Annotated in this window: 16 protein-coding genes and 3 pseudogenes; 17 read left to right on the top strand and 2 right to left on the bottom strand. The window is 60.1% G+C overall.

Features of this window, described 5'->3' with window-relative positions; translation table 11 throughout:
* Nucleotides 1–22: 22 nt before the first annotated feature.
* The 6 genes and pseudogenes from JOH52_RS33740 to trxB all read left to right on the top strand — a co-directional run.
* Nucleotides 23–352, top strand: a pseudogene (locus JOH52_RS33740) (hypothetical protein); the annotation flags it as partial.
* Nucleotides 353–1,377: 1,025 nt separating this feature from the next.
* Entirely contained in the window at nt 1,378–1,680 is a 303-nt protein-coding gene (locus JOH52_RS33735) for a hypothetical protein (RefSeq protein WP_234705645.1), read from the top strand.
* 438 nt (nt 1,681–2,118) lie between these two features.
* Nucleotides 2,119–3,381, top strand: coding sequence for a Glu/Leu/Phe/Val family dehydrogenase (locus tag JOH52_RS33730; RefSeq protein ID WP_014531139.1), 1,263 nt, complete (start codon nt 2,119–2,121; stop codon nt 3,379–3,381).
* 60 nt (nt 3,382–3,441) lie between these two features.
* Nucleotides 3,442–3,642 (top strand): hypothetical protein, encoded by a 201-nt coding sequence (locus JOH52_RS33725; protein WP_020479580.1) that lies wholly within the window; start codon nt 3,442–3,444, stop codon nt 3,640–3,642.
* Nucleotides 3,639–4,409, top strand: a complete 771-nt coding sequence (locus tag JOH52_RS33720; RefSeq protein ID WP_017266838.1) for a diacylglycerol kinase catalytic domain-containing protein — start codon at nt 3,639–3,641, stop codon at nt 4,407–4,409. The genes JOH52_RS33725 and JOH52_RS33720 overlap by 4 nt, the downstream gene beginning before the upstream one ends.
* A 326-nt stretch (nt 4,410–4,735) precedes the next feature.
* Complete coding sequence (gene trxB, locus JOH52_RS33715) at nt 4,736–5,722, top strand: thioredoxin-disulfide reductase (RefSeq protein WP_014531137.1); 987 nt, start codon at nt 4,736–4,738, stop codon at nt 5,720–5,722.
* A gap of 235 nt (nt 5,723–5,957) precedes the next feature.
* Here the strand turns inward: trxB and JOH52_RS33710 are convergent, their stop codons facing one another.
* Nucleotides 5,958–6,050 carry a hypothetical protein gene (locus JOH52_RS33710; protein ID WP_080567603.1) on the bottom strand — a complete coding sequence of 31 codons (93 nt, stop codon included), beginning with the start codon at nt 6,048–6,050 and terminating at the stop codon, nt 5,958–5,960.
* 261 nt (nt 6,051–6,311) lie between these two features.
* On the opposite strand from JOH52_RS33710, the gene JOH52_RS36750 reads away from it, so the two are divergent.
* The 6 genes and pseudogenes from JOH52_RS36750 to JOH52_RS33680 all read left to right on the top strand — a co-directional run.
* Complete coding sequence (locus JOH52_RS36750) at nt 6,312–6,740, top strand: IS110 family transposase (RefSeq protein ID WP_017266837.1); 429 nt, start codon at nt 6,312–6,314, stop codon at nt 6,738–6,740.
* 1,234 nt (nt 6,741–7,974) lie between these two features.
* On the top strand, nt 7,975–8,154 hold the full coding sequence (locus JOH52_RS35745) for a hypothetical protein (protein ID WP_080567560.1): 180 nt from the start codon (nt 7,975–7,977) through the stop codon (nt 8,152–8,154).
* Nucleotides 8,155–8,830: 676 nt separating this feature from the next.
* Nucleotides 8,831–11,611 (top strand): aminotransferase class I/II-fold pyridoxal phosphate-dependent enzyme, encoded by a 2,781-nt coding sequence (locus JOH52_RS33695; protein ID WP_014531133.1) that lies wholly within the window; start codon nt 8,831–8,833, stop codon nt 11,609–11,611.
* 322 nt (nt 11,612–11,933) lie between these two features.
* On the top strand, nt 11,934–13,373 hold the full coding sequence (locus JOH52_RS33690; RefSeq protein WP_014531132.1) for a biotin carboxylase: 1,440 nt from the start codon (nt 11,934–11,936) through the stop codon (nt 13,371–13,373).
* Nucleotides 13,370–14,401, top strand: a complete 1,032-nt coding sequence (locus JOH52_RS33685; RefSeq protein WP_014531131.1) for a C45 family autoproteolytic acyltransferase/hydrolase — start codon at nt 13,370–13,372, stop codon at nt 14,399–14,401. Before JOH52_RS33690 ends, JOH52_RS33685 begins: the two co-directional genes overlap by 4 nt.
* A 308-nt stretch (nt 14,402–14,709) precedes the next feature.
* Nucleotides 14,710–15,063 (top strand): annotated as a pseudogene (locus JOH52_RS33680) (transposase); the annotation flags it as partial.
* A gap of 15 nt (nt 15,064–15,078) precedes the next feature.
* On the opposite strand, the pseudogene JOH52_RS33675 reads toward JOH52_RS33680, so the two are convergent.
* Nucleotides 15,079–16,230: pseudogene (locus JOH52_RS33675) on the bottom strand (transposase); the annotation flags it as partial.
* Nucleotides 16,231–16,493: 263 nt separating this feature from the next.
* Here JOH52_RS33675 and JOH52_RS33670 point away from each other — a divergent pair.
* Genes JOH52_RS33670 through JOH52_RS33650 form a run of 5 tightly spaced genes read left to right on the top strand, consistent with a single transcriptional unit; the run spans nt 16,494 to nt 22,984 of the window.
* Nucleotides 16,494–18,041, top strand: a complete 1,548-nt coding sequence (locus JOH52_RS33670; RefSeq protein ID WP_014531128.1) for an ABC transporter substrate-binding protein — start codon at nt 16,494–16,496, stop codon at nt 18,039–18,041.
* 39 nt (nt 18,042–18,080) lie between these two features.
* Nucleotides 18,081–19,019, top strand: coding sequence for an ABC transporter permease (locus tag JOH52_RS33665; protein WP_014531127.1), 939 nt, complete (start codon nt 18,081–18,083; stop codon nt 19,017–19,019).
* 11 nt (nt 19,020–19,030) lie between these two features.
* Nucleotides 19,031–19,882, top strand: a complete 852-nt coding sequence (locus JOH52_RS33660; protein WP_014531126.1) for an ABC transporter permease — start codon at nt 19,031–19,033, stop codon at nt 19,880–19,882.
* A complete protein-coding gene (locus JOH52_RS33655) occupies nt 19,879–21,543 on the top strand; it encodes a dipeptide ABC transporter ATP-binding protein (protein WP_014531125.1) in 1,665 nt (554 codons plus the stop codon). Before JOH52_RS33660 ends, JOH52_RS33655 begins: the two co-directional genes overlap by 4 nt.
* Nucleotides 21,533–22,984: an amidase gene (locus JOH52_RS33650; protein ID WP_014531124.1), complete on the top strand. Its 1,452-nt coding sequence runs from the start codon at nt 21,533–21,535 to the stop codon at nt 22,982–22,984. Before JOH52_RS33655 ends, JOH52_RS33650 begins: the two co-directional genes overlap by 11 nt.
* The last annotated feature ends 2 nt before the right edge of the window (nt 22,985–22,986 follow it).

Raw genomic sequence — 22,986 nt, 5'->3', positions numbered from 1 at the left:
ACAATATCGAGGTTAACAGCAAATGGCAACGAAAGTGCTCATCCTAGTTGAAGGCGGTATAAGAGGTCTTGGTCAGCTCTACGTCCAAGCGGCCAAGAGTCTTGGATTGCATCCAATTGTCCTGTCAGCTGATCCAGCTCAGTATGACTATCTTGCAACGGAAAACATCGAGGCCGTCAGTGTGGATACCGGCAGTCTCGATGCGCTTGTCCGCGAATGTTCCCGGATAGGTGCGACCCATGAGATCGCGAGCATTACGAGCCCTAGGGAGGCGTTCTATGCGATCGCTGCCAAGCTCTGTCAGCATTTCGGTCTACCGGGACCAAACCCCGCATCGATTGAACGCTGCTGCAGGCAGTCGCCGAGCAATGCAAAATAGTGAGGCCGGCGTGAGGGCGCTTTCAGAGCGCTATGACATCAATCAGAGACGGTGGGCCAAATGGAAGAAGCGGACGTTGTCGGCCGTCTGCCGGGCAAAGTCGCTCCTTATCGCTGAGCAGCCGAAGGCGAAGTCTTGCAAGGCCCGTCGTCAACAAGCTGCGTAGCGGCCTTCAGAAGGCGTGCGAAACGAAAGCACGACCAATTGCCGCATCGCTCTTGAAGTTGGCCAGGTCTCCAACAGTTCCGGTAAAGAAGTTAGTGGTTCACATCGTCAGGATGGGCCTTCACCGCTTACGCCTTGCAGTGCCAGTTAGAAGAACACGATCCTGTACGCAATACGACAAAACTATAACACGCCGGAATCTCTAAAGAAGGAAATACGTCGATCAAATCAATGGTTTGTGGGTCACGTCAGTGGTTGGCTCGGTTGATGCTGGAAGAGACGGAAACCTTAGCCACATATGATTGCAGCTGGGAGACATACCATGCACCTCGTAGTCTGTATCAAGCAGGCGCCGGATGCTGCGCAAATAGCATCCATCCGGTGACGAACACGATCATGCACCAGGGCGTGCCGACCGCTATCAACCCCCACGCCTTGAGGGGCCTTCATCGCGCCCTCGCCGCGAGGCCCGCAGTCAGCCGCCGGGCGAGTTGACATGCTCTGCTCTCTTCAAAGTGAGCGCCGTTGCAAGGGCCGCATTCTCCGCTCCATCATTTCAGCGCCCTAAGCGAAGAAGCCCCGGCGCCGAGCGGATGACTGCCGCAGCCATCCGACATTGTCCATCACCTTTGTCGGCTCCTCGACACAGGTTGTTCCTTCAACCGTGTCGTCAATTTCCCGATCTAACTGTCTGAGAGAAAGCAACTAGCTTCGTTCCAGCCAGTCCTTCGTCCTGGCACGACTTTTGCACGATCAGCCCTGCTGGGCGCGTATGCTGTTGCGCATTCATGTGTCCGAACAACCGAAATAGTTTAAACAACAAAGGAAGCAAGATGGCAGCTCTGCGTCAGATCGCGTTCTACGGCAAGGGTGGTACCGGCAAGCCCAAGCGAAAGGCTCAGCCGGTAACCGCGCCCATCGAAGATCGCAGCCTCGGCTCCCCGTCAAAAAACGAGATGCACTTCCACAGCCGCATGAAGGTCATGGCGAGCATGCGCGGCGGCGACGGCTTCCGCGTTCCGCCCGCAGCTTCAAGGAAGGCAAGGGCGGTTTCGGCAAAGCCGATTACGCCAAGACCGATTTCGGCAAGGGCCGTGGTGGTAAGTCCAAGCGGAAACCCTAAAGCAAGCAACTGAAAAGAAAACCTTGGCGTCTGTCTTTAGCTCGCCGCCTGACTTGGCAGCAAAATCGGAAACACCTAACGCCGCCCGCGATCCGATGAATGAAGGAGAGAACGAGATGTCAGGTTTGCTTCAGATGGAGTTCCACAAACTGGGACATAGTCAGCAAAAACGCTCGCCGTCGTCGAAACCGACATCGTCAGCGGCGCGAGTGACTCAGCCTCGTCGCGAGCAGCTAACAACTACGATAGCGCAGCCAGACATGGGGGAAAACAATGACTACGTCTTCCAACTCTCATGCAAGTCCCTGAAGGATAACCAGAACATGCCTCTGAGGCTCGACCGCCAAATCGACGAAATTTTTAAAACGACTCTTGCGGGCGGCAGCTGCCAACCGCCGCTCATGTCGCCCAGACCCGCGATAGCTGCAACGAACACAAGGAACGGAATCAAATGGTCCCCAAGACTATGCTAGACCAAGCCCGGGCACGTCTCTACGAAGCAGCCGGGTACCTCAACATCACCGCGGACGTTCTCGAGAAACTCAAATCGCCGCGCGAGACCACGCAAGCCCGTCTAGTCATCCGCATGGACGACGGCGCGAGCAAGTCCTACCCCGCTTGGCGCTGCCGCTATGACGACACGCTCGGCCCCACCAAGGGCGGCATTCGCTTCCACCCGGATGTGACTATCGACGAGGTCGAGACGCTCGCCTTCCTGATGACCATGAAGTGCGCGGTTATCAAGTTGCCGCTTGGCGGTGCCAAGGGCGGCGTGCAGGTGGATATTCACAATCTGTCCGCGACCGAACAGGAGCGCCTCGCCCGCCGGTATGTTCAATGTTTCGCCAAGGTCATCGGTCCGAACCGGGACATTCCGGCGCCGGACGTCTATACCAATTCGACGATTATGGCCTGGATGGCCGACGAATACGCCGCTATCGTTGGCGAGGTGACCCCGGCGGTGATCACCGGCAAGCCCATCGCCCTCGGCGGCTCGCTCGGACGGGAGGACGCGACGGCCCGCGGCGGCTACTATCTCCTCCTACACCAGGCGCAAAAGCTCGGATTGCGGCCTGGCGCGAGGGTGGCGATTCAGGGCTTCGGCAATGCGGGCAAGCACATTGCGCAGCTGCTTGGAGCCGCCGGATTCAAGATCGTGGCGGTCACGGACTCGAAGGGGGGGGTCCAGTGCTCCTCGGGACTCGACGTCGATAAGCTCATTTCCGCAAAGCGGCAGGGGAGCGTCACCAGCCTTGCAGGCTCAGACGGCGTCTGCACGCTTCCTGCCGACGAGCTTGTTTCTGTCAATTGCGAGCTGCTCGTTTTGGCCGCCCTGGAGGACATGGTTCACGCAGGAAATGCCGCACGCGTAAAGGCTCACGTCATCCTCGAACTCGCCAACGCGCCGATAACCCTTGAAGCTGATAAAATCCTCAACGCCAAGAACGTCGTTGTGCTCCCTGACATCTTGGCAAATGCGGGTGGTGTCACCGTTTCGTATTTCGAATGGGTGCAGAACCGGCAAGGCGATTCCTGGCCGATCGAGCAGGTGCATGCGCGGCTGAAGACAAGGATGGAGCAGGAAGGAGACGCGGTCTGGACGCTCGCCCAGGAGAAAGGCATTACCCTGCGCAGCGCCGCTTATGTGCACGCGCTCTCTCGGCTTGCGGAGGCCATTGAAGCGCAAGGCACGCAGCATTTCCTCATGGGCTGAGGCCCCGAAACGGTGCTGATGGCGTGGCCGCCTACAACGGCCACAAAGAGGGAGGCAATCATGAGTGAGAACGGCATGATCAGGTGGCTGAAAAAAGCGTGTTTAGTTCGCGCTGATATTTTCATCCGTATTGGGAAGCAGCGGCAACGGATGGTCGCGTCTAAGCGCGGCTTGTTGCGAGATCTTAGCGCCCAGCCAGCTTTGCTCAACCCCCCTTTGAATGGGGAAGTCAGCCTTCTTGAATTAAAGGCTCAACCATGAAGATCGCATTCCGGGCATCACCGAGACCACGCGCTCAGGGGGCACTCAAGGAACTTTCGGGGCGCTACGGCCAGACCCCGGCGGCAGAAGCCGAATTCATCGTGGCCATCGGTGGAGACGGTACCGCATTGGAGGCGCTTCATGAGGCACTGGCAATGCCGGCAATGCCGGCAAAGCCCGTATTCGCCATGCGTACCGACAGCTCCACCGGAATTCTCTGCAATTCACTACGGACGCATGATTTGACGGAGCGATTGCAAGCGGCTTCCAGCGAGGAACTGCCTGTGCTGCAAGCCGAGATCGAGCAGGTGGGAGGGCGCAGCCGAGAGCTTTTCGCTATCAACGAGATCGTCCTTGAGCGGCAGGTATTCCAGCAAGCCAAGTTAAGCGTTGCCGTCCGCGGAAATGGGGACCCGATGAACATCAACGGGGATGGTCTCGTGTTGACGACGCCAATCGGCAGCACCGGCTATAATCGTACGCTCGGGGGGCCGCTCCTCCCGCTCGGATCTTCGCTCATGGCCGTCACAGGCAAGGCCATCGGGTGCCCTCCCGCCTGGTCTCCCATTGTCTTGTGCGACCACTCGATCTTGGATGTCGAGGTCATCGAGGCCGCTCACCGTCCCGTTCAAATAGCGACCACCTCTGAGACCGTCCTCAACATCAGTCGTGCGAGGTTGTTCCGCAGTCCCGATCGCACGGTGACGCTGCTCGTCGATCGGGAGGCCCAAGGCCGTCTCGGTACGCCCTTCGGGCGCCAGTGCTGATGTCCCACTGAAGTTGCGCCTAAGCGGGCGCGCCAATGCGGCATTAGACTGCAATTTCCAAAGCTGACCAGCGGCACTGTCCGATATCACCCTTGGCAGCATCATTGTGTCACCACACAGCGAAACCCGGCCGACACGATTGCTCTCACCAGATTGGTTCAGAACCGCTGTCTCAGCCCCAACGCAGAACCCAAACCCCAAGCCCCAAGCCCTTTCGATCTGCTGAGTGCTTCACAATGCGCAAGGAGCTGCCTTTGCTACACCAACTACCCCGAGGCCGCGTCACGGCCGACCCACCGGACCGTTACGTAGGAGGAGATCACATCATGAACACCCACCACGCCAGGGTCCTGATCATCGGGGCCGGACCGGCGGGCTATACCGCTGCCATCTGCGCTGCCCTTGCCAACCTGAAGCCACTCCTCGTAACCGGCCGGCAGGCCGGCGGCCAGCTCACCACCATGGCTTATGTCGAGAACTTCCCAGGTTTCGCTGAGCCGGTCAAAGGTCCCTTGCTGATGGAGCAGATGCGGCAGCAGGCAGAAAATGTCGGCACCAAGTTGATGTACGACATCATCACCTCTGTCGATCTCTGGAAGCGGCCATTCCGTCTCCAAGCTCACTCCGGCGACACGTATCTCGCCGACGCACTCATCATCGCGACGGGAGCCCAGCCCCGATGGCTTGGCCTTCCCTCAGAGAAGATATTTGCTGGATTCGGCGTCTCCGCCTGCGCAACCTCTGATGGCTTTTTCTATCGAAACAAGGAAGTGGTCGTTGTCGGCGGCGGGAACACAGCCGTGGAGGAAGCGCTCTATCTGTCGAACCTTGCCTCCAAGGTCACAGTCGTCCATCGCCGAAATCGTTTTCGAGCGGAGCCGATCTTGCAGGACCGCCTTTTGGCCAGACCGAATGTTGACGTCATTTGGAACCACGTCATCGATGAAGTTATCGGCGAGCGCGAGCCGCGGAAGTCGGTGACCGGCGTTCGAATTCGTGACGTGAATACCGGCGACGCGAAGGAACTGCCCACGCACGGCCTCTTCATAGGTCATGATCCAGCAACCGCCTTGTTTCGCGGTCAGTTGGACATGGACCGGGCCGGCTACATCAAGGTTGGCTCCTGGTCGACGAAGACATCCGTTCCGGGGATACTCGCGGCCGGTGATGTAATCGACCCGGTCTTCCGTCGGGCGATCAGCGCCGCCGGCATGGGAAGCATGGCGGCGCTGGAAGCCGAGAAATTCCTGGCCGAGCCGCTCGTCACGCCGGCCGAGATGCGTGAAATAGAAATAATCGGCGTATACGGCTGAGATTGGCGGCATTCATCGGCTGAGGTCCGCGCCTCGGAAATCTCAGGAAATCGGGAAGAGTAGCAATCAAACGGCCTTGCACCCCAACAGCAGCGCTTGTCGTTGCGCTTGTTTAGACGGCTCAAGGGACTGGGCGGCCTTCTCAGGGAAGCGGACTGGCGGCGCTTCCCGGAGGGTGCGATCGGCGCTTTGTTGCCGATCCACCATGTGTCCGAAACTCATTGTGATCTCTGTGTCAATGCTCCATCTTTTCGCGAGCGTTCGCAGGGGGCAGGAACCAGTACTGGTTCAGGCGCTCGGCTCTGAACCGGCTGTTGAATGCTTCGATGTAGGCACTGTCCGTAGGCTTACCCGTGGCAGTCCAGGATCACGCCCGTGTCCATAGGCCTAAAGGTTGCGATCGGGGGCGCAAATTCCGTACCCTGATCGACATTAACCGTTTTCGGTAGCCAACGTGGCGGCACACCCGTGGCAGCGTTTGCGTCACGGATCACCTCGATAGCTGTGGCGCGGAAGTGCAAGAAGAGGTCGGTGGATCAAAGTCGAGTGGACCGCAACTACGCGGATCGAGATCATCCAATCTCGGCACATGCCCCTCACCAGCTCCCGCTTCCGAGTGGGTCTCCTCGATGCGAAGGTTCGCTCGATAGCGCGGCAGAACGCTGTCGTAAGACGCCTAATGTCGGTCCCTGGTGTCTGCGCCATCACTGCGCTCGGCTTCACCGCGACCATTGATGATCCGACACGATTCAAACGATCGTCCAGCACCGGAGCTTACCTTGGCCTGACACCTCGCATCTATGCCTCCGGTGAGACGATGAGATCCGGGCGCGTCTCGAAACGGGGCGCCGACTTTCTTCGAGGCAGCCTGTATGAGGCAGCCAATTCGCTGCTGACTCGTATTCCACGGTTCTCCGCTTTAAAGAGCTGGAGGCTGCGCATCGCGCGGCGAGGCGGCTATCGAAAGGCTAAGGTGGCGGTAGCCCGAAAGCTCGCCGTCATCCTCCACGCCATGTGATATCCGGCGAACCCTTCCGTTGGTCATCGCAAGAGCCGAGCGGGCTGGCATGATTACAATGATGTCCATGATTAGCTGAGATTAGCGAGATCGTCCGGTCAGGACGATGGCGCAGTCAAGACCGATCCCAGGAATGCGAATGCCGGCTCATGCAGGTAACCGCGAACACCACATTGGTCGACTGAGCCTATCCAACGCCATGATGAGGCGGCCCAAGTGCCGACCTCGAAGAGAACCATGAGCCTGACCTGTGACACCCTCTGCGATCAACTTGACAACCGCGATTAGAGAACTCCCTGGGACATGATCGACGACCGGGACAATCTACACAATAAAACGCAAGAGGCCCCCTGCAGGGCCTCTTCTATGTTCCGATTTTATTTGGACGAGGGGTTGGTTTGCGGCAACGTGCGGCTGCACGGCAGCCTTTTGTTGGCCAGAACAGCTGCCGGCTCCTCATGGCCGATAAGAATGCGCCGAAGCTGATCACGAATGACCTCGCTGACCTTGATTGATCCATTGTCACCGGGATACGAAAGCCATTTCGTCAGGCGTAACGGAGTCGAGCGCGGCTCGCTGATTTGGATTCAGCTCGTAGGATGTGGCGAGCAGGTTTTGCGTTTTCGGCCTTCTGTTTGCTTGGATCCTTCGAATAAATCATGATCACGCGACCGCCTGCCGGAACACGTCCACCTTTAGACATGATCGGCCAAGGCGCTGCCTTGAGTGCAAATTTGCCCGCCACCTGCTTTCAATCTGGCCGAGCGCTGCACTGTAGGACGCAAAGACCCCGACCGTCCCGGACGAAAAAGCCTCCAGCATTTGCGCCTGACTCATGTCGCGGCATTTCTCCGCCCCATCACCTCGATCCTGTAGGCGAAGAAGCCCCGGTGTCGAAACGGATGACTGCACAGCATACGACATTGTCCGCCGCCCTTGTCGGCTCCCCGACACAGATTTCCTTCAACCATGCGGCCAACTTCCCGATCTAACCATGTGAAAGAAAGCCATTAGCATTACTCTAGTAACTCCTGCGGCCTGGCACGACTTTTGCAAGATCACCCAGTGGCGCGCGCATGCTGTGCGCATTCAATTGTCCCGAACAAACGAATTAGTTTAAACAACAAAGGAAGCAAGATGGCAGCTCTGCGTCAGATCGCGTTCTACGGTAAGGGGGTATCGGCAAGTCTACGAGGGGGCCGCTGCGCGCACCTGCCAGGTTGGAGATGAGGTCATCATTTGCTCCTCCGCTTATATTGAGCAAAATCAGATCGCGGAGATCAAATCGCGGGTGCTGACATTTAACCGAGACAATTCGGTACGGGAACGCCTCGTCTACGATGCTGGTGTCGCGGACGATGAGCCGACGACGTTCGCTGTTCGCCAAGGTTCACCGGACGGCAACATCTTGTAGATCCAAAAACTCTCATAGCAGGGAATCGATGACGCACTTGGCATTCAGGTATGGACCCCGCTCCGTGGAGCACCACGGCCTCCACAAATCCTCCTGCGCCGTACAGACTCCAGTGAAGACCATAACTGAGTCCACCGTCGAAGACGAGAGCCTTGGCTTCCCGTCGGATAACGAAGTGCTCTTCCAGAGCCGCATCAACGTCATGTCGCGCATGCGGCGACGGGCTTGTGCGTTCCGACCGATGCCGTCAGCACTTAGAGGACGGCACCACGCTCGGTGAGCTAAACAAAGTTTCGGAAGAGCGCCCACGCCTCCACATGCTCGGACGCGTGACGACCACCCATACGACATTGTTCGTCACCTTTGTCGGCTTTGCGACACCGATTGTTCCTTCGACCGTGTCGTCAATTTCCCGATCTAACCATCTGAAAGAAAGCAATTAGCATTGCTTCAGTCACTCCTGCGGCCTGGCATGACTTTTGCACGATCAACCCTCCGAACAACCCAAATAATTAAACAACAAAGGAAGCAAGATGGCAGCTCTGCGTCAGATCGCGTTCCACTGCAAGAAACACAAGCCCAAGCGGGTGCCGTGTCCATTGCTTCGAGGGAACCAGCCGCGTCCGATGTCGCGGCATCATCTCGCACTCAGCCACCGACGGGAGCTTGGAAGACCATGACTATCGCCACCACGGATACCGTCGAAATATCGCTACATAGCTGCCGCAGCATCGCGGAGCTTCGCTCTGACAGTTGGACATTATTGGTGGACGATCTGGGGCTGCTCTCGACTATTTCCCCGGACCATTCCGATTTCATTACAACCCTTGAGCGGGTGACCCACGCTATCAAGACTCTGTCCCCCATAGAGACCTACTGGGCTTTTCCCGGTGCACGTTCCTTCGCCGAACTGAAAGGGTTGGTCGAACGACGGGAACTGGTCCAGGCCCATCTCGCCGCGCGGCGGATTCACAAGATGCTCGCCAGGCAGACCTATCGCCGCCAAAGCGTGTTATCGGAGACCGAAGGCGACCTGCCCTCCCAGATCGAAACTGACGAACAGCGGCAGGCTCGCCACTATTTCGAGGTGCTGATAGTTGGCCAGATGTCGGGCTCCGAGCAGGAGGCTCTACGCCGGCGCGTACAGCGCAAACGCTGCATCGATGACGACTTCGTCTTTGACATAGTCATCGTGCCGACCTTCGAGGACGCTCTGATCGCGACGCTCGTCAACTTCGACCTCCAGGCCGTGGTTGTCCGTTACGGTTTTCCCTCCCGCTCGCAGGACCATCATCTGGCCACGTGGCGTCGGGTCCTCGACGGGCTAGTCGCCGGCATCGATGCCGTTCCGGAATCCGAGCGCGGCCCGCTGCTCGGCCGCCAGATTGCGCAGCTTCGGCCAGAGCTCGACCTCTATCTCGTCACTGACGGCAATGTCGAGGACATCGCTGCGCGCATGGGCGAAACGTTCCGGCGCGTCTTCTTCCGCGATGAGCACCAAGACGAACTATATTACTCCATCACACGCGGCGTCGCGCTGCGCTACCAGACGCCCTTCTTCGATGCCGTGCGCAACCACGCCAAACAGCCGGTAAGCGTCTTCCATGCCTTGCCGGTCTCCCGCGGCAAGTCGATCGTGAATTCGAGTTGGATCGACGATCTTGCGCGGTTCTATGGCATCAACCTGTTCATGGCGGAGACCTCCGCTACCTCAGGCGGCCTGGATTCCCTGCTCGATCCGACCGGCCCATTGAAGCTTGCGCAGGTATATGCCGCGCGCGCCTTTGGCGCCAAGCGCAGCTTCTTTGTCACCAACGGGACTTCGACCGCCAACAAGGTCGTGTTGCAGGCGCTTGTCAGGCCAGGCGACGTGGTGCTGGCCGACCGCAACTGCCACAAATCACACCATTACGGGCTGGTGCTGGCGGGGGCGCGGGTCGACTATCTGGATCCCTATCCGCGGAACGATTATTCCATATATGGCGGAGTGCCCTTGCGGGACCTGAAGCGGACCCTTCTCGCCTACAAGCACGCCGGCACGCTCGACCGTGTTCGTCTGCTGCTGCTCACCAACTGCACCTTCGATGGCATCGTCTATAACGTAGAGCGCGTGATGATGGAGTGCCTGGCGATCGCGCCGCATCTCGTCTTCGTGTGGGACGAGGCCTGGTTCGCCTTCGCTTACGCGCATCCGATACTCCGGCAGCGCACGGCTATGAAAGCTGCCGCCAATCTTACCGCGATGCTGCAGGCTCCTGACTACGCCACCCGCTACGAGGCCTTCAGCGCCGAATTCGACGCCGGGGCCTGGAAGGACGACGAAAGGATCCTGAACACGCAACTCCTTCCAGATCCGTCGAAGGCGCGGGTGCGGGTCTATGCAACCCAGTCGACGCACAAGACGCTGACGGCACTGCGGCAGGGGTCAATGATTCACATCTGGGATCAGGAGTTCAAGGAAAAGACCGAGGAGGCCTTCCACGAGGCCTATATGACGCACACCTCGACCTCACCAAACTACCAGATCCTTGCGTCGCTCGACGTCGGCCGCCGGCAGGTGGAAATGGAAGGCTATAAACTCGTGCAGCGCACGCTGGAACTCGCCATGAGCCTGCGCGAGCAGATGTTCCGCCATCCGCTGCTGACGAAGTATTTCCGAGTCCTCGGCGGCGACGATCTCGTGCCGCCGAAATATCGCCAGTCGAACGCGGAATCCTGTTTCGACGAGAAGACCGGCTGGAGCAATTTTGAGGCGGCCTGGCGGACGGACGAATTCGCGCTCGATCCGACACGCGTAACGCTGGAAATCGGCGCGACAGGCCTCAGTGGCGACCCATTCAAGAACAAGCTGATGGATGAACACAAGATCCAGATCAACAAGACCTCGCCCAACACGGTGTTGTTCATAGTGAATATCGGCTGCACACGCTCCGACCTAGCCCATCTCATCGGGGTGCTGGTGAAGATCGCGCGCGACATCGACGATAAAGTGCGCGATCTCTCCATGATCGAGCGCAGCATCCACGATCAACAGTTTCTCTCGCTGACGCAGAAACAGCCGCCGCTGCCAACCTTTTCAGCCTTCCATTCGGCGTTCCGCGCGACGGACTCTTTTACTAACATGGGAAGCCGAGATGGCGACATACGCTCGGCCTATTACCTGTCCTATGACAATGCAAAGTGCGAGTATCTCAACCTCATCGAAGCCGAAGGCGCCATCGCACGGGGCCGCGAACTGGTCTCTGCGCGTCTCGTTACCCCTTACCCACCGGGCTCGCCCATTCTCGTGCCGGGCCAGGTCATAAGTCCCGCGATACTGCAATATCTGCGCGCGCTCGATGTTCGCGAAATACACGGCTTCCGGCCGGAACAGGGTTTTCGGGTTTTCACGGAGAAAGCGCTTACCAGAGTTCTGGACGCACAAAAGCCGTCTCCCGGGCATGGAGGCGCGTCTTGAGTGTGCTCCCTCAAACAATGGGTTTTCACGCACCAAATCACATCTGCGCGTACCGATTTGCGCTAGCGAGTCGATCCATGCTTCCTCCCCATTTCCGGGTGCGCCAGGTGCTGAAGTCCTTCTGCGACCGCAACGTCGCCTCCTCGACCTACGAGAAAGGCGGCGCATCCGCCTATCTCGACAGTCTTGGCCCCATCTCCCTATGCCCAAACGGCAGTGAAAATCTCCGGAAGTGTGCACATCAGGGGCAGGGTATGTCGAAGAAGAGAAGAAGACAGGAAGCGCGATCATGCGCAACACTCGAAGAGAAGGAGGGCCAATCATGAAACGCATCAGAAATATTGCCGACATTCGCCTCGTCATGCACCGCAACAAGCGCCCGATCTATTTCGTCTCCGGGACGAATTTCAATCTGATGGGGATCGACGAATGGGTGGGGAACTTCAAGTTCATCAACTACATCGACCCCTTCGACGGGCGGCATCCGAACGTCTTCGCTCCCTCCAAAATCCCCCATACCCGATGCAAGAGCATTGAGGGCATCAACAACCACCTGCTCCAGCGCAAGGAAGTGATCGACCATATCGCTAGGCGCGGCGGCCGCCCGGCCGCCGTCTTCCTGATGTTCGACGAGACGACCGAAGAACTTTGCAAGGAACTCGGCATCGAGGTCTGGCATCCTAAGGCCAAGTTGCGTCAGCGCTGCGACAACAAGATGGAGACCGTGCGCATCGGCAACAAAGCGGGCGTGCCCTCCGTCCCCAACACGCTGGGCCCCGCCCGCACCTATGAGGAACTTCTTTGTTCGGCGAGAAGGGGTGGCCTCGGCACCGATCTTGTGGTGCAGACCGGCTTCGGCGACAGCGGCCGCACGACCTTCTTGATCGCCAGCGAGGATGACTACAACCGTCACGCCGCGGAGATTTCCGCCGAGGAGGAGGTCAAGATCATGAAGCGCGTCAACTGCCGCAGCGCGACCATGGAGGCCTGCACCACGGCCTCCGGCACGCTCGTCGGCCCACTTATGACCGAAGTCGTCGGCAAGCCGGAGCTGACGCCCTACAAGGGCGGCTGGGCTGGCAATGAAATCTTCGCCGGCGCCTTTTCCGAAAATGTCCGCGCCAAGACGCGCGACATGGCCTTCCGCTTTGGCAACCAGTTGCGCAAGGAAGGCTATCGCGGCTATTTCAACCTCGATTTCCTCATTGATGAGAACAACGAAGGCTATCTCGGCGAGCTCAATCCGCGCATATCCGGCGCAAGCTCGCTGATGAACCAGGCCGCCTTTGCCTATGCCGATGCGCCACTCTTCCTATTTCACCTAATGGAATTTTCCGGGATCGAGTACAACATCGACGTAAAGGAACTGAACGATCGTTGGGCAAGCGAGGAATTCATCGATTCCTGGTCGCAGTTGATTCTCAAGTCGACCGAGGACCTCGACGGAATCGTCACCCATGCGCCGGCGGCGGGCATCTACCGCATGGCGCCGGACGGCAGCGTGTCCTACGACCGCTTCGACTATCACCGGCAGGCGATCGAGAGCGATGAGGAGGCTCTCTTCGTGCGCTTCACCGGCCGCGGCGACTCCCTAAAGAAGGGCGCCGACCTTGGAGCCCTGATGATGCGGGGGCGGGTGATGGACGACGAATTCGAGCTGACCGAGCGGGCCTGCAACTGGATCACGGGCATCAAGCGCCTCTATGCCAGCAAGGCGGTCACCGAAATCCAGTGCGACGAAGCGAAGGAGCCGATCCGTTGAAGATTCTGCAGGACGCCATGGACCTCCAGTTCGAAGCTATAAACGAAGATGTGCCCGGTTCCAAATGGCGCCGGGTGTTCTATCGCCATTGGCCTGCCTACAGCCGCTGGTTCGTGCGCGAAGGTGTCCGATCGCGCCCGACCTATTCCATGAGCCTCGAAGCATTGCGGACACATATGCCGAAACTGCTGCCGACCTACGAGGCCATCGTGGAGACGGCCGGCGGCGGCGATCTGGAAGCCCGCTTCCTGTCCATGTGGTGCCCGCCCTTCTATGTGAGAGGCTGTTCGCAAGCGATCCTGACCGGTGCGGAGTCGTCGCTCATTCGCAACTATGACTACAGCCCGCGCCTTCTCGAAGGCACCTGGCTCGCGTCGCGCTTCAACGGCAAGCGCGTCGTCGCGGTGGTCGATTGCCTGTGGGGCGTGCTCGACGGCATCAACGAGGACGGGCTGGCCGTCTCGCTCGCTTTCGGCGGGCGCACCGCCGAGGGGCAGGGATTCGGCATGCCGGTTGTGCTGCGCTACGTGCTGGAGTTTGCTAACACCACGGCCGCAGCCGTTGCCATGCTCCGGGATATTCCCGTGCACATGTCCTATTCCATCGCGCTGATCGACCGTCAGGGAAACCATGCGACCGTCTATGTAAATCCGGATCGCCCGGCGGAAGTGGTGGAGCGTCGCGTCAGCACCAACCACCAGCACGGCGTAGAATGGGCGTGCCACGCCGAGACCACCAAGTCGGTCGAGCGCGAGGCCGCGGTGGAGAAACTGCTGCCCGCCTCGGCGAGTATCAAGAACGTTCTTTCCGGCTTCCAGCGCCCCCCCGTCTACCAGACACACTACGGACGTGACTGCGGCACGCTATACACCGCCGTCTACCGACCGCTCGATGCCTCGGTGGAACTGGTCTGGCCGGGCTCGCGCTGGCGGCAATCCTGCGCCGATTTCCAGGAGGAGGTGCGCACCATCCGCTTCAACGACGGGATTTCGGCGGCCTTGCGCCAACCTTCAAGGAAGGTGCGGTGAGCAGTTGACGATCTTGTAGATCGATCATTTTGACACTCGTGTAACGGGGCAGGCTGTGGGCCGGTGACCACGGATAGTTTCTCGTTGCAACTGGCGATCGGCGCGGTTTTTTTATCCAGGTCCAGCTACATCGTGAGCTGACCAACCCGCGCTCCAGCGCCGCCAATTGCGCCTCACATTTGGGGTGCGAACAAGATGGGATGGCTGCCGCTCTCCTAACAAGGCATTGCAGTGTATCAGGGTAGTGTGTTGAAGGTTCTGCAAATTCACTGAGAGAGGCGGTCATGGCAGGCTGGTGATGCGGCTAGCGGCTGGACGAGAGCCTGAAGGCCTTTGCCGAGCGCCCGCTTCAAGAGCCGTTTGCCTACCTGATTCTCGATGCCCGTTATGAGAAGGTGCGCGAGGCCGGTGTGGTGATGAGCCAGGCGGTGCTGATCGCTGTCGGCATCGACTGGGACGGGCGGCGGCAGATCCTGTCGGTCGAGATGGCCGGCCGTGAAAGCCGTTCCGACTGGAAGGACTTCCTCGTCAGGTTGAAAGGGCGCGGTTTGAAGGGCGTCGAACTGGTGGTCTCCGACGACCATGCCGGTCTCGTCGCGGCAATTGGCGAGGTGATCCCGGAAGCTGCCTGGCAGCGCTGTTACGTGGGGCTGTTGAAGAACCAATCGTCGGCGGAGCTATGCGGAAGCCACCAACAAGCCGATTCCAAAAACTTTTCCTTGCCTGAGGGAATGTCGGGCTGAACTGGTGGCTTCTTGGCTGTACACGAACAGCAAAATTGACAGAAAAGCACTCGCCAGTCGTTTCAAGTTGACTGCCGCGGCCGTCAGATAGGCTTGGATTTTCATATTTATGAGGCCGCGCCGGATCGCTCTCGATAGCCCGTGCCAGGTCTTCGCTTCGCCGTGATATCCCTCTGAGCGCCAGCGGTGACGTCGGTACAAAGCTCGGTCCTCGTCCGACCATCGTTCTCTTCGGCGACGAGCTCGCAGGAGTGCCGGATAGTCATCGCCGAGCACTACCGCCTTGTTCACACGGCCATTGGAAAGGCAAAGTCGCGCCAGATCGCAGTGCCGACAGTCGGCCGCGCGAGATGTAAAGAAGCGCCCATGTTTAACGGCACGGCCCGCCTTCAGCATTTTGCCGCGCGGACATTTAAGGGTATCGTGCTTGGCGTCATAACGAAAGCGGCGCATAGGCACGGGGCTACGGATTGGCTCTGCCTTTGCCGGAATAACTGCTTCGATCGCGCGTTGCTCCATACCTGCGAACACCTTAGCGTACGCATAGCCGGCGTCGGCCGTTGCCGTTTTGATTGTCGTGCCGGTCATCGCGGCGACCGCGTCGAGACGACTGAGTATGAATTGCCCCTCATTAGTCTCGCCTGTGGTGACCTCCACATCTAAAATTACGCCGCAAGCATCGTCCACCACGGCATGTTGCTTGTAGGCTGGCTCCAGTCTCCGATTACGCCCGTTGGTCGCCATGGACGCGTCAGGGTCGGTGACGCAGACTTTCTTGTATTTGCCTGTTTTGCGGCTTTTTCGTTCGCTTTCAGTAGCCTCGTTGGCGTCGGTGACCGCATCTATGTGGCGGACCGCAAGACTTTCCCAACTGACGTCGGCCCGAATGAGTGAGGCGTCGACATGAACGACCTCACCCTTGGCGACTTTGGCCGCTACGCAGACCTTTACCGTCCGCTCAAAGATAGTTCGGAAACGCTCTGCACCCCAGCGCTGACGGATACGGGTCAACGACGAATGGTCCGGGAGAGCTTCGTGCAGACCGAAGCCGATAAACCAGCGAATAGCGACGTTAACCTGAGCCTCCCCGCGTTTGGAGTGCGTTCGAACTCCCCGATCAGCACAAAGTTTTCGATTCAGGTGCTGCTCGAGTGGGGGGGCCTTTGAACAATCGTCGGCCGGCGTCTTTCGACCGTTGCGCCGCCATCGCTGGCCGAGGTGCCGGGGCTTGCGAGGCCAAGAGTCGGCTTCGTGTTATATTTACAACTTGAATGTTGACAGAAGTTAGAAATATCCCGTAACCTCTGCCTCGTGCCCAGGCACAAGAGAAATATCGGGAGGAGAACAAGATGATTTTCTTGAGCGGATCCCGCACGCGGGCTGCGGGTGCGGTGCTGCACGGCAGCACCCTCGTCGCAATGGGTTTGTGTTGGGCCGTTCCGGCCTTCGCCGACGATGTAATCCGCGTCGTTTCGCCTTACCAGACTACGACGCTCGATCCGATGCGCTCCGCGGCGGCCGGCAATATAGAAACCTACGGCCAGCTTTATTCGCGTCTGCTGCGCCGGAACTCTGAAACCGGCGCGCTCGAGCCGGGGCTCGCCGAGAAATGGGAAATTTCGCCGGAGGGCAAGAGCTACACCTTTCATCTGCGCGATGCCCAGTTCTCGGACGGTTCGCCGATCACGGCTGCCGACGTGGCCTTCAGCCTCGACCGTATCCGGAGCGACAAGAAATCGGCTTATCCTGCGCCGCTGGGGGCCGTGGAATCCGTGACCGCGGCGGATGCGAAAACCGTGTTGATCACGCTCAAGTCGGCCTTCGCGCCGTTCCTCGGCAACGCGGAAATCTGGAACATGGGGATCGTCTCGAAGGCCGATGTCGAGAAGCGCGGCGAGGAGGCGGCTTTCGCCACGGTCCCGGTTACGTCCGGCCCCTATGAAGTCAAGCAGTGGAAGCCGAACGAGAAGCTTGTTCTCCAACCCAATCCGCACTACTGGCGCAAGGGCTATCCTAATTCGGACGCCACGGTCGAGCTGATCGAGATCACATCGCCCGAAACCCGCATCGCCATGCTGAAGGCCGGCGAGGTCGACGTGGTGCGCGCGGTGCCGTGGGCGCAGATCGGCGAGCTAAAGGCGACCGAGTTGGTGGATATGCGGCTCGAGCCTTCGACCACGATCTACATGACCCTGCTCAACCACAAGCGCGAGCCCTTCTCCAATCTGAAGGCGCGGCAGGCGGCCGGCATGGCGATTGACAACAAAGCCATAGCCGCAGCCATCACGCGTGGCTATGCCGAACCGGCGAACACCACGTTGCCGGGCAGCGTCGATTTCCATGACAAGGATTACCCGGGTATTCCGCACGAACCCGCCAAGGCAAAGGAATTACTGGCCGAATCCGGCATGGCGGGGCGCGAGGTAAAGATCCTGGCGACCGCCGATGCGCCGGCGCAGCAGACGGCACTGCTGATCCAGGCCCAATGGCAGGCGATTGGGTTGAAGCCTGTGATCGTCAACGTCGATGGCGCCGCCTGGTGGGATGCCACCGGCAAGGGCGATTACGACGCTGCTGCCAACTGGTGGTACAACGAAACCCTCGATCCTGACCTTGCCGTCCGCTGGGCCGTGTGCGGATCCTGCGGCTCGAACTCCTACAACACGTTCTATGCGAACGCGAAGGTTGACGCGCTCGTGGAGCAGGGGACCAAAGAGGCCGATCAGGCCAAGCGCGCGGAAATCTACAAGGAGATTCAGAAGATCACCACCGAGGAGGTGGCGCAGATCCCCCTCTATTATGCACCAAACGCGGTTGCCTATTCGAAACGTCTCCAGGGTCTAAAGCTGACGCCCTCGCTACAGTGGACGCTGGAGGAAACCTCCATCGTTCCGTGAGCCACCTCCACCCCCTGACGCTCGAACCGGAGAGCCGGATTGCCCCTTCTGCAACTCATTTCGCGGCGCCTGCTGCAATTGATCGGTGTGCTTGCCGGTATCAGCCTCGTGACGTTCCTTCTAGTGCACATGGCCCCCGGCGATCCCGCGCGGCTTCTTGCCGGGGAGAGGGCGAATGCTGAAACCATCGCGGCGATCCGCTCGCAATATGGGCTCGACCTGCCGCTCTGGCGGCAGTTCCTGACCTATCTCGCCAATCTCGCTTTGGGCGATATCGGCCTGTCGCTGCGCTTTCAGCGACCGGTGAGCCAGCTTATTGAACAGTTCATGTGGCCGACGCTGTTCCTGACCGGCTATGTCCTATGCCTCGCCATCCCGCCGACGGTCGTGCTCGCCATCCTCGGCGCCCGCCGTCCCGGCGGCATCGCAGACCAGATCATTCGCCTTTTGGGGATTGCCGGCCTCACCATCCCGGTATTCTGGCTGGGCATCATGATGTCGCGCTTCTTGGGCGTCAGCCTCGGCTGGTTCCCGGTCTCGGGCTACGGCACCGGTTTCACAGGCCATATTCATCACCTCTTTTTGCCGGCCCTGTCAACGGCCATCTGGCTGGTGCCGGTTCTGACTCAGAGCCTGCGCGCCGCCCTTATCGAAAAAACGGCCGCCGACTTCGTCACCGCCGCGCGGGCGCAGGGCGCCACAGAGCGGCAGATATTCTGGCAGACCATGTTGCCGAACGCCCTGCTGCCGACACTCAACCTGCTCGGCGTCATGGTGGCCTTTATGATCGGCGGCGCCGTCATCGTCGAAACCGTCTATGCGGTGCCCGGCCTCGGCACGCTGATGGTCAACGCGCTGCTCGGGCGCGACTACTATGTCGTGCAGGGCTTGACGCTGATCTTCGCGGTCTCGACCGTCCTGATCACGCTGATAGTGGATCTGCTCACCGCCGTCATTGATCCGCGCGTCCGGTTCTGAGGAGATAGCCCATGACTGACAGCCCTATTCTTGTGCAAACCGCGCCACCAGTCGGCAGCACCACCCCTACCATCCTGATTGCAGTCGTCATTCTTGGTGGATGGTTGGTGATTGCGCTAGCCGCCTCCGCGATCGCGCCCTATGATCCCAATGCCGTTGACATCATGAATATGCTTTCGCCGCCGAATGCCGCCCATTTGTTCGGCACGGACCAAGTTGGTCGCGACGTCTTTTCGCGGGTTCTTTTCGCAAGTCGGGTCGATCTGCTGCTGTGTGTGGCCGGGGTGCTTCCGCCGCTCCTGATCGGGACGATAATCGGGCTGTTGAGCGGCTATTTCGGCGGTGCGGTCGATACCGTGTTCATGCGCATCTATGACCTGACCGTCGCGTTCCCCTTCTTTGTTCTGGTGCTGGCAATTGTCGGCGTGCTCGGGCCGGGGCTCCTCAACTTCATCCTGGCCCTGGCCCTCGTCGGCTGGGTAAGCTATGCGCGTTTGGTGCGGGCGCAGGTACTGACGATCCGCGAAAGCGAGTATATCCAGGCGGCCAAATGCCTCGGCTATCGGCCGGCCACCATACTCAGCCATCATGTGCTGCCTAACGCCATCGGACCGGTCATCGCCTACGCAGCCAGCGACGCGGTGCTCGTCATGCTCGCCGGTGCAAGCTTCGGCTTCCTCGGTATGGCCGCGCAGCCGCCGCTCGCCGAATGGGGCGTGATGATCGCCGACGGTCAGGCTTTCGTGCAGCAAGCCTGGTGGATTTGCCTGTTTCCGGGATTGGCCGCCATTTCGCTCGGCCTCGGTTTTGCTCTGCTCGGCGATGGACTGGGGCAGATACAGCGGATGGGAGTTGCGGCATGAGCGCGGGGGAAACGGGCAAGCGGCCGCTGCTTGAAGTCAAGGACCTGTGCGTCAGCTTCGGTGGTTTCGCGGCGGTGAAGAAAGTATCGTTCACGCTCCAGCCGGAAGAAATCCTCGGCATCGTTGGCGAAAGCGGTTCGGGCAAATCCGTGACCTGCCGCGCCCTGATGCGGCTGCTGCCGGCTACGGCACGCGCCGAGGGCACGGTCAGGCTCGACGGACGCGACCTGCTGACGCTTGGCGAGGACGAGCTGTGTGCCATTCGCGGCCGCGACATCGGTATGATCTTCCAGAACCCGGCATCGCATCTCGATCCATTGCGCCGCATCGGCCAGCAGGTCGCGGCGCCGATGCTCCGGCACCTTGGGATCGGCAAGCGCGAAGGCCTACACCGCGCGATCAAGTTGCTGGAGGATGTGGGTATCCGCGAGCCTGAAAAGCGCGCACGGTCCTATCCGCACGAGTTTTCCGGCGGCATGAAACAACGGGTGATGATTGCCGCCGCGATCGGCTGCCAGCCGAAGATGTTGATCGCCGACGAGCCGACGACCGCTCTCGACGTTACGGTGCAGGCCCGCATCCTTGAACTGCTCAAGGAGCTCAATCGCAAGAACGGGCTGGCGATGATCCTCATTTCGCACGATCTCGGCGTCGTCGCGGATATCTGCTCGCGTGTGGTGGTCATGCGGAATGGCGAGGTGGTGGAACAGGGGCCGATCGATGAAGTCATCAACCGGCCGCGCCATCCCTATACAAGACTGCTGATCGAATCCCAGCCAGGCCGCAAGAGCTATGGCACTGTGAGCGGTCCGGATCGGGCAACGCCGCTGCTGAGCATCGAAAATCTTTCGGTGGCGTTCCCCGCCGGGCGGGGCCTGCTCGGCGGCTTCGGAACCGACAATCCCTTCCGGGCCATCGACGGCATAGACCTTAAGATCAATACCGGCGAAAGGGTTGGTATCGTAGGCGAAAGCGGCTCCGGCAAGAGCACGCTCGCCCGGTCGATCATTCGCCTGAACACGCCGAGCGGCGGCGCGATCCGTCTGGACGGGCAGGATGTTGGCGCGCTCGGGGGGGAGGCGCTGACGGCGTTCCGTCGCCGTGTGCAGATGGTGTTCCAAAACCCGTACGATTCACTCAATCCGCGCCTGACCATTGCCGAGGCCGTCGCCGAGCCGATCTGGCGGCATGGCATCGCGGACCGAAAGGCGGCGCGGAAAGAGGCCGACGTCTTGCTGGATATGGTGGAATTGCCGAGCAGCCTGCGCGATCGCAAGCCACTGCAGCTTTCCGGCGGCCAATGTCAGCGCGTCGGCCTTGCACGAGCATTGGCACTGAAACCGCAGCTTCTCATCGCCGACGAAATCACCTCGGCGCTCGATGTCACGACACAGGCGCAGGTCCTGGAATTGCTCGTGCGTCTCCAGCGTGAGCGCTCGCTGACGCTGCTCTACATCTCGCACGATCTCGCCGTGGTGAGCAGCCTTTGCCAGCGTGTCTATGTCTTCAAAGCCGGGCGCGTTGTTGAGCAGGGCGTGGCGCGGCAGGTTCTGTTCACGCCGCAGGACCCCTATACGCAGGCGCTGGTCGGCTCGTTGGCTCGACTGCCGTCGGCCCCTGCGATTCCCCCTTCGCAACCGGTAGTGACCCATGCGCCTTGATGAATATGCAGCCCATGATGGAACCGCCCTCGCCCACCTGCTGGCGAAAGGAGAGGTCACGCCAAAGGAGCTCGGCCGGTGCGTCGAACAGGCCGTCGCGGCCGTGAACCCTGCGCTGAACGCCGTCATCGAACTCTATCCGGACGCGCTCGAGATCCTGCCGGAGGTGGCGTCCGCCACCCCCTTCGGTGGAATTGCCACCCTCACCAAGGACTTCCCAATCGAATTGGGCCGCCCGGCCGAATTCGGCAGCCGTCTGGCGCAAGGTTACCGCGCCGGCCATGACTCCGTCTACTGGACACGGTTGCGCGCCGGCGGCCTAAGCAATGTCGGCCGCACGACGAGTTCCGAATTCGGCGTGCCGGCGGCGACGGAATCGCCCCTCTATGGGGCAACGCGCAATCCGTGGAACCCAGAGCGCGGCGTCGCGGGTTCCAGCGGCGGCGGCGCCGCGGCCGTCGCCGCAGGCATCGTGCCTTTTGCACAGGGCAGCGACGGCGGTGGATCAATTCGCAATCCGGCCGCGTTCTGCGGCTTGATCGGTCTGAAACCTTCACGCGGGCGAGTTACCGGCGCGCCGAATGGGAATGCCCCGCTTCTGGGCCTGGCAACGGCCTTCATGCTCACACGCTCAGTCCGCGATACCGCAGCTCTGCTCGACCTGTGCCATGGCCCCGATGCCGGCGACGGCTATGAGATCGCGCCGCCAGTGGACACCTATCTCGACGCCATCAAGCACCGACCGGTGGGGCTGCGCATCGCCCTGTGCACGCGCTCATGGTCCGGTGTGCAGATCGACCCGGAGGTTGCCACCGCGGCAAGATCGGCGGCGGAGCGGCTTTCATCCCTTGGCCACCATGTCGAGGAGGCATCGCCGGACTTTGATTATCCGGCCTTCCTCCAGGCGCAAAAGGTCATCTGGGCTGCCGACGCTGCCGCACATATTCCGGCTATGGCGCGGCATATGGATCGCTCGCTCGAGGAAGCGCTTGGCACAAGCGTATATGCTCTTTATCGATGGGGACTCGGCATCAGCGGTGCACAGCTTATCGACGCGCTTGCCGTCTATGATCGGGTGACGCGGCAGGTCGGATGCTTCCTTGCTGGATATGATCTCTTGCTGACACCGACCAGCGCAATGCTGCCGGAACCGATCGGCACGTTCGATCCCGATCGGGCGGGCATCGATGCGGAAGGCGTGTTCAATGATCTTGCGCCGAAGGAGACGTATACTGCGTTGTTCAATGCGACGGGACAGCCCGCGATCTCCCTACCGCTTGGACGCAGCCGGGATGGTCTACCTATTGGGATTCAGCTTGTCGCCCGTTTTGGACGGGAGGATCTGCTGCTTGCGGCGGCGCGGCAAATCGAGGAAGAGGTGGACAGCGCTCCCGGCGTCTGGGGGCAGGGGCGTCCAGCCATTCACGCCGGCAATTTCTAGGA

Origin of the sequence: Sinorhizobium meliloti (genome assembly GCF_017876815.1) — a bacterium.
GTDB classification, from domain to species: domain Bacteria; phylum Pseudomonadota; class Alphaproteobacteria; order Rhizobiales; family Rhizobiaceae; genus Sinorhizobium; species Sinorhizobium meliloti.
This window is presented reverse-complemented; position numbering and strand designations above follow the sequence as displayed.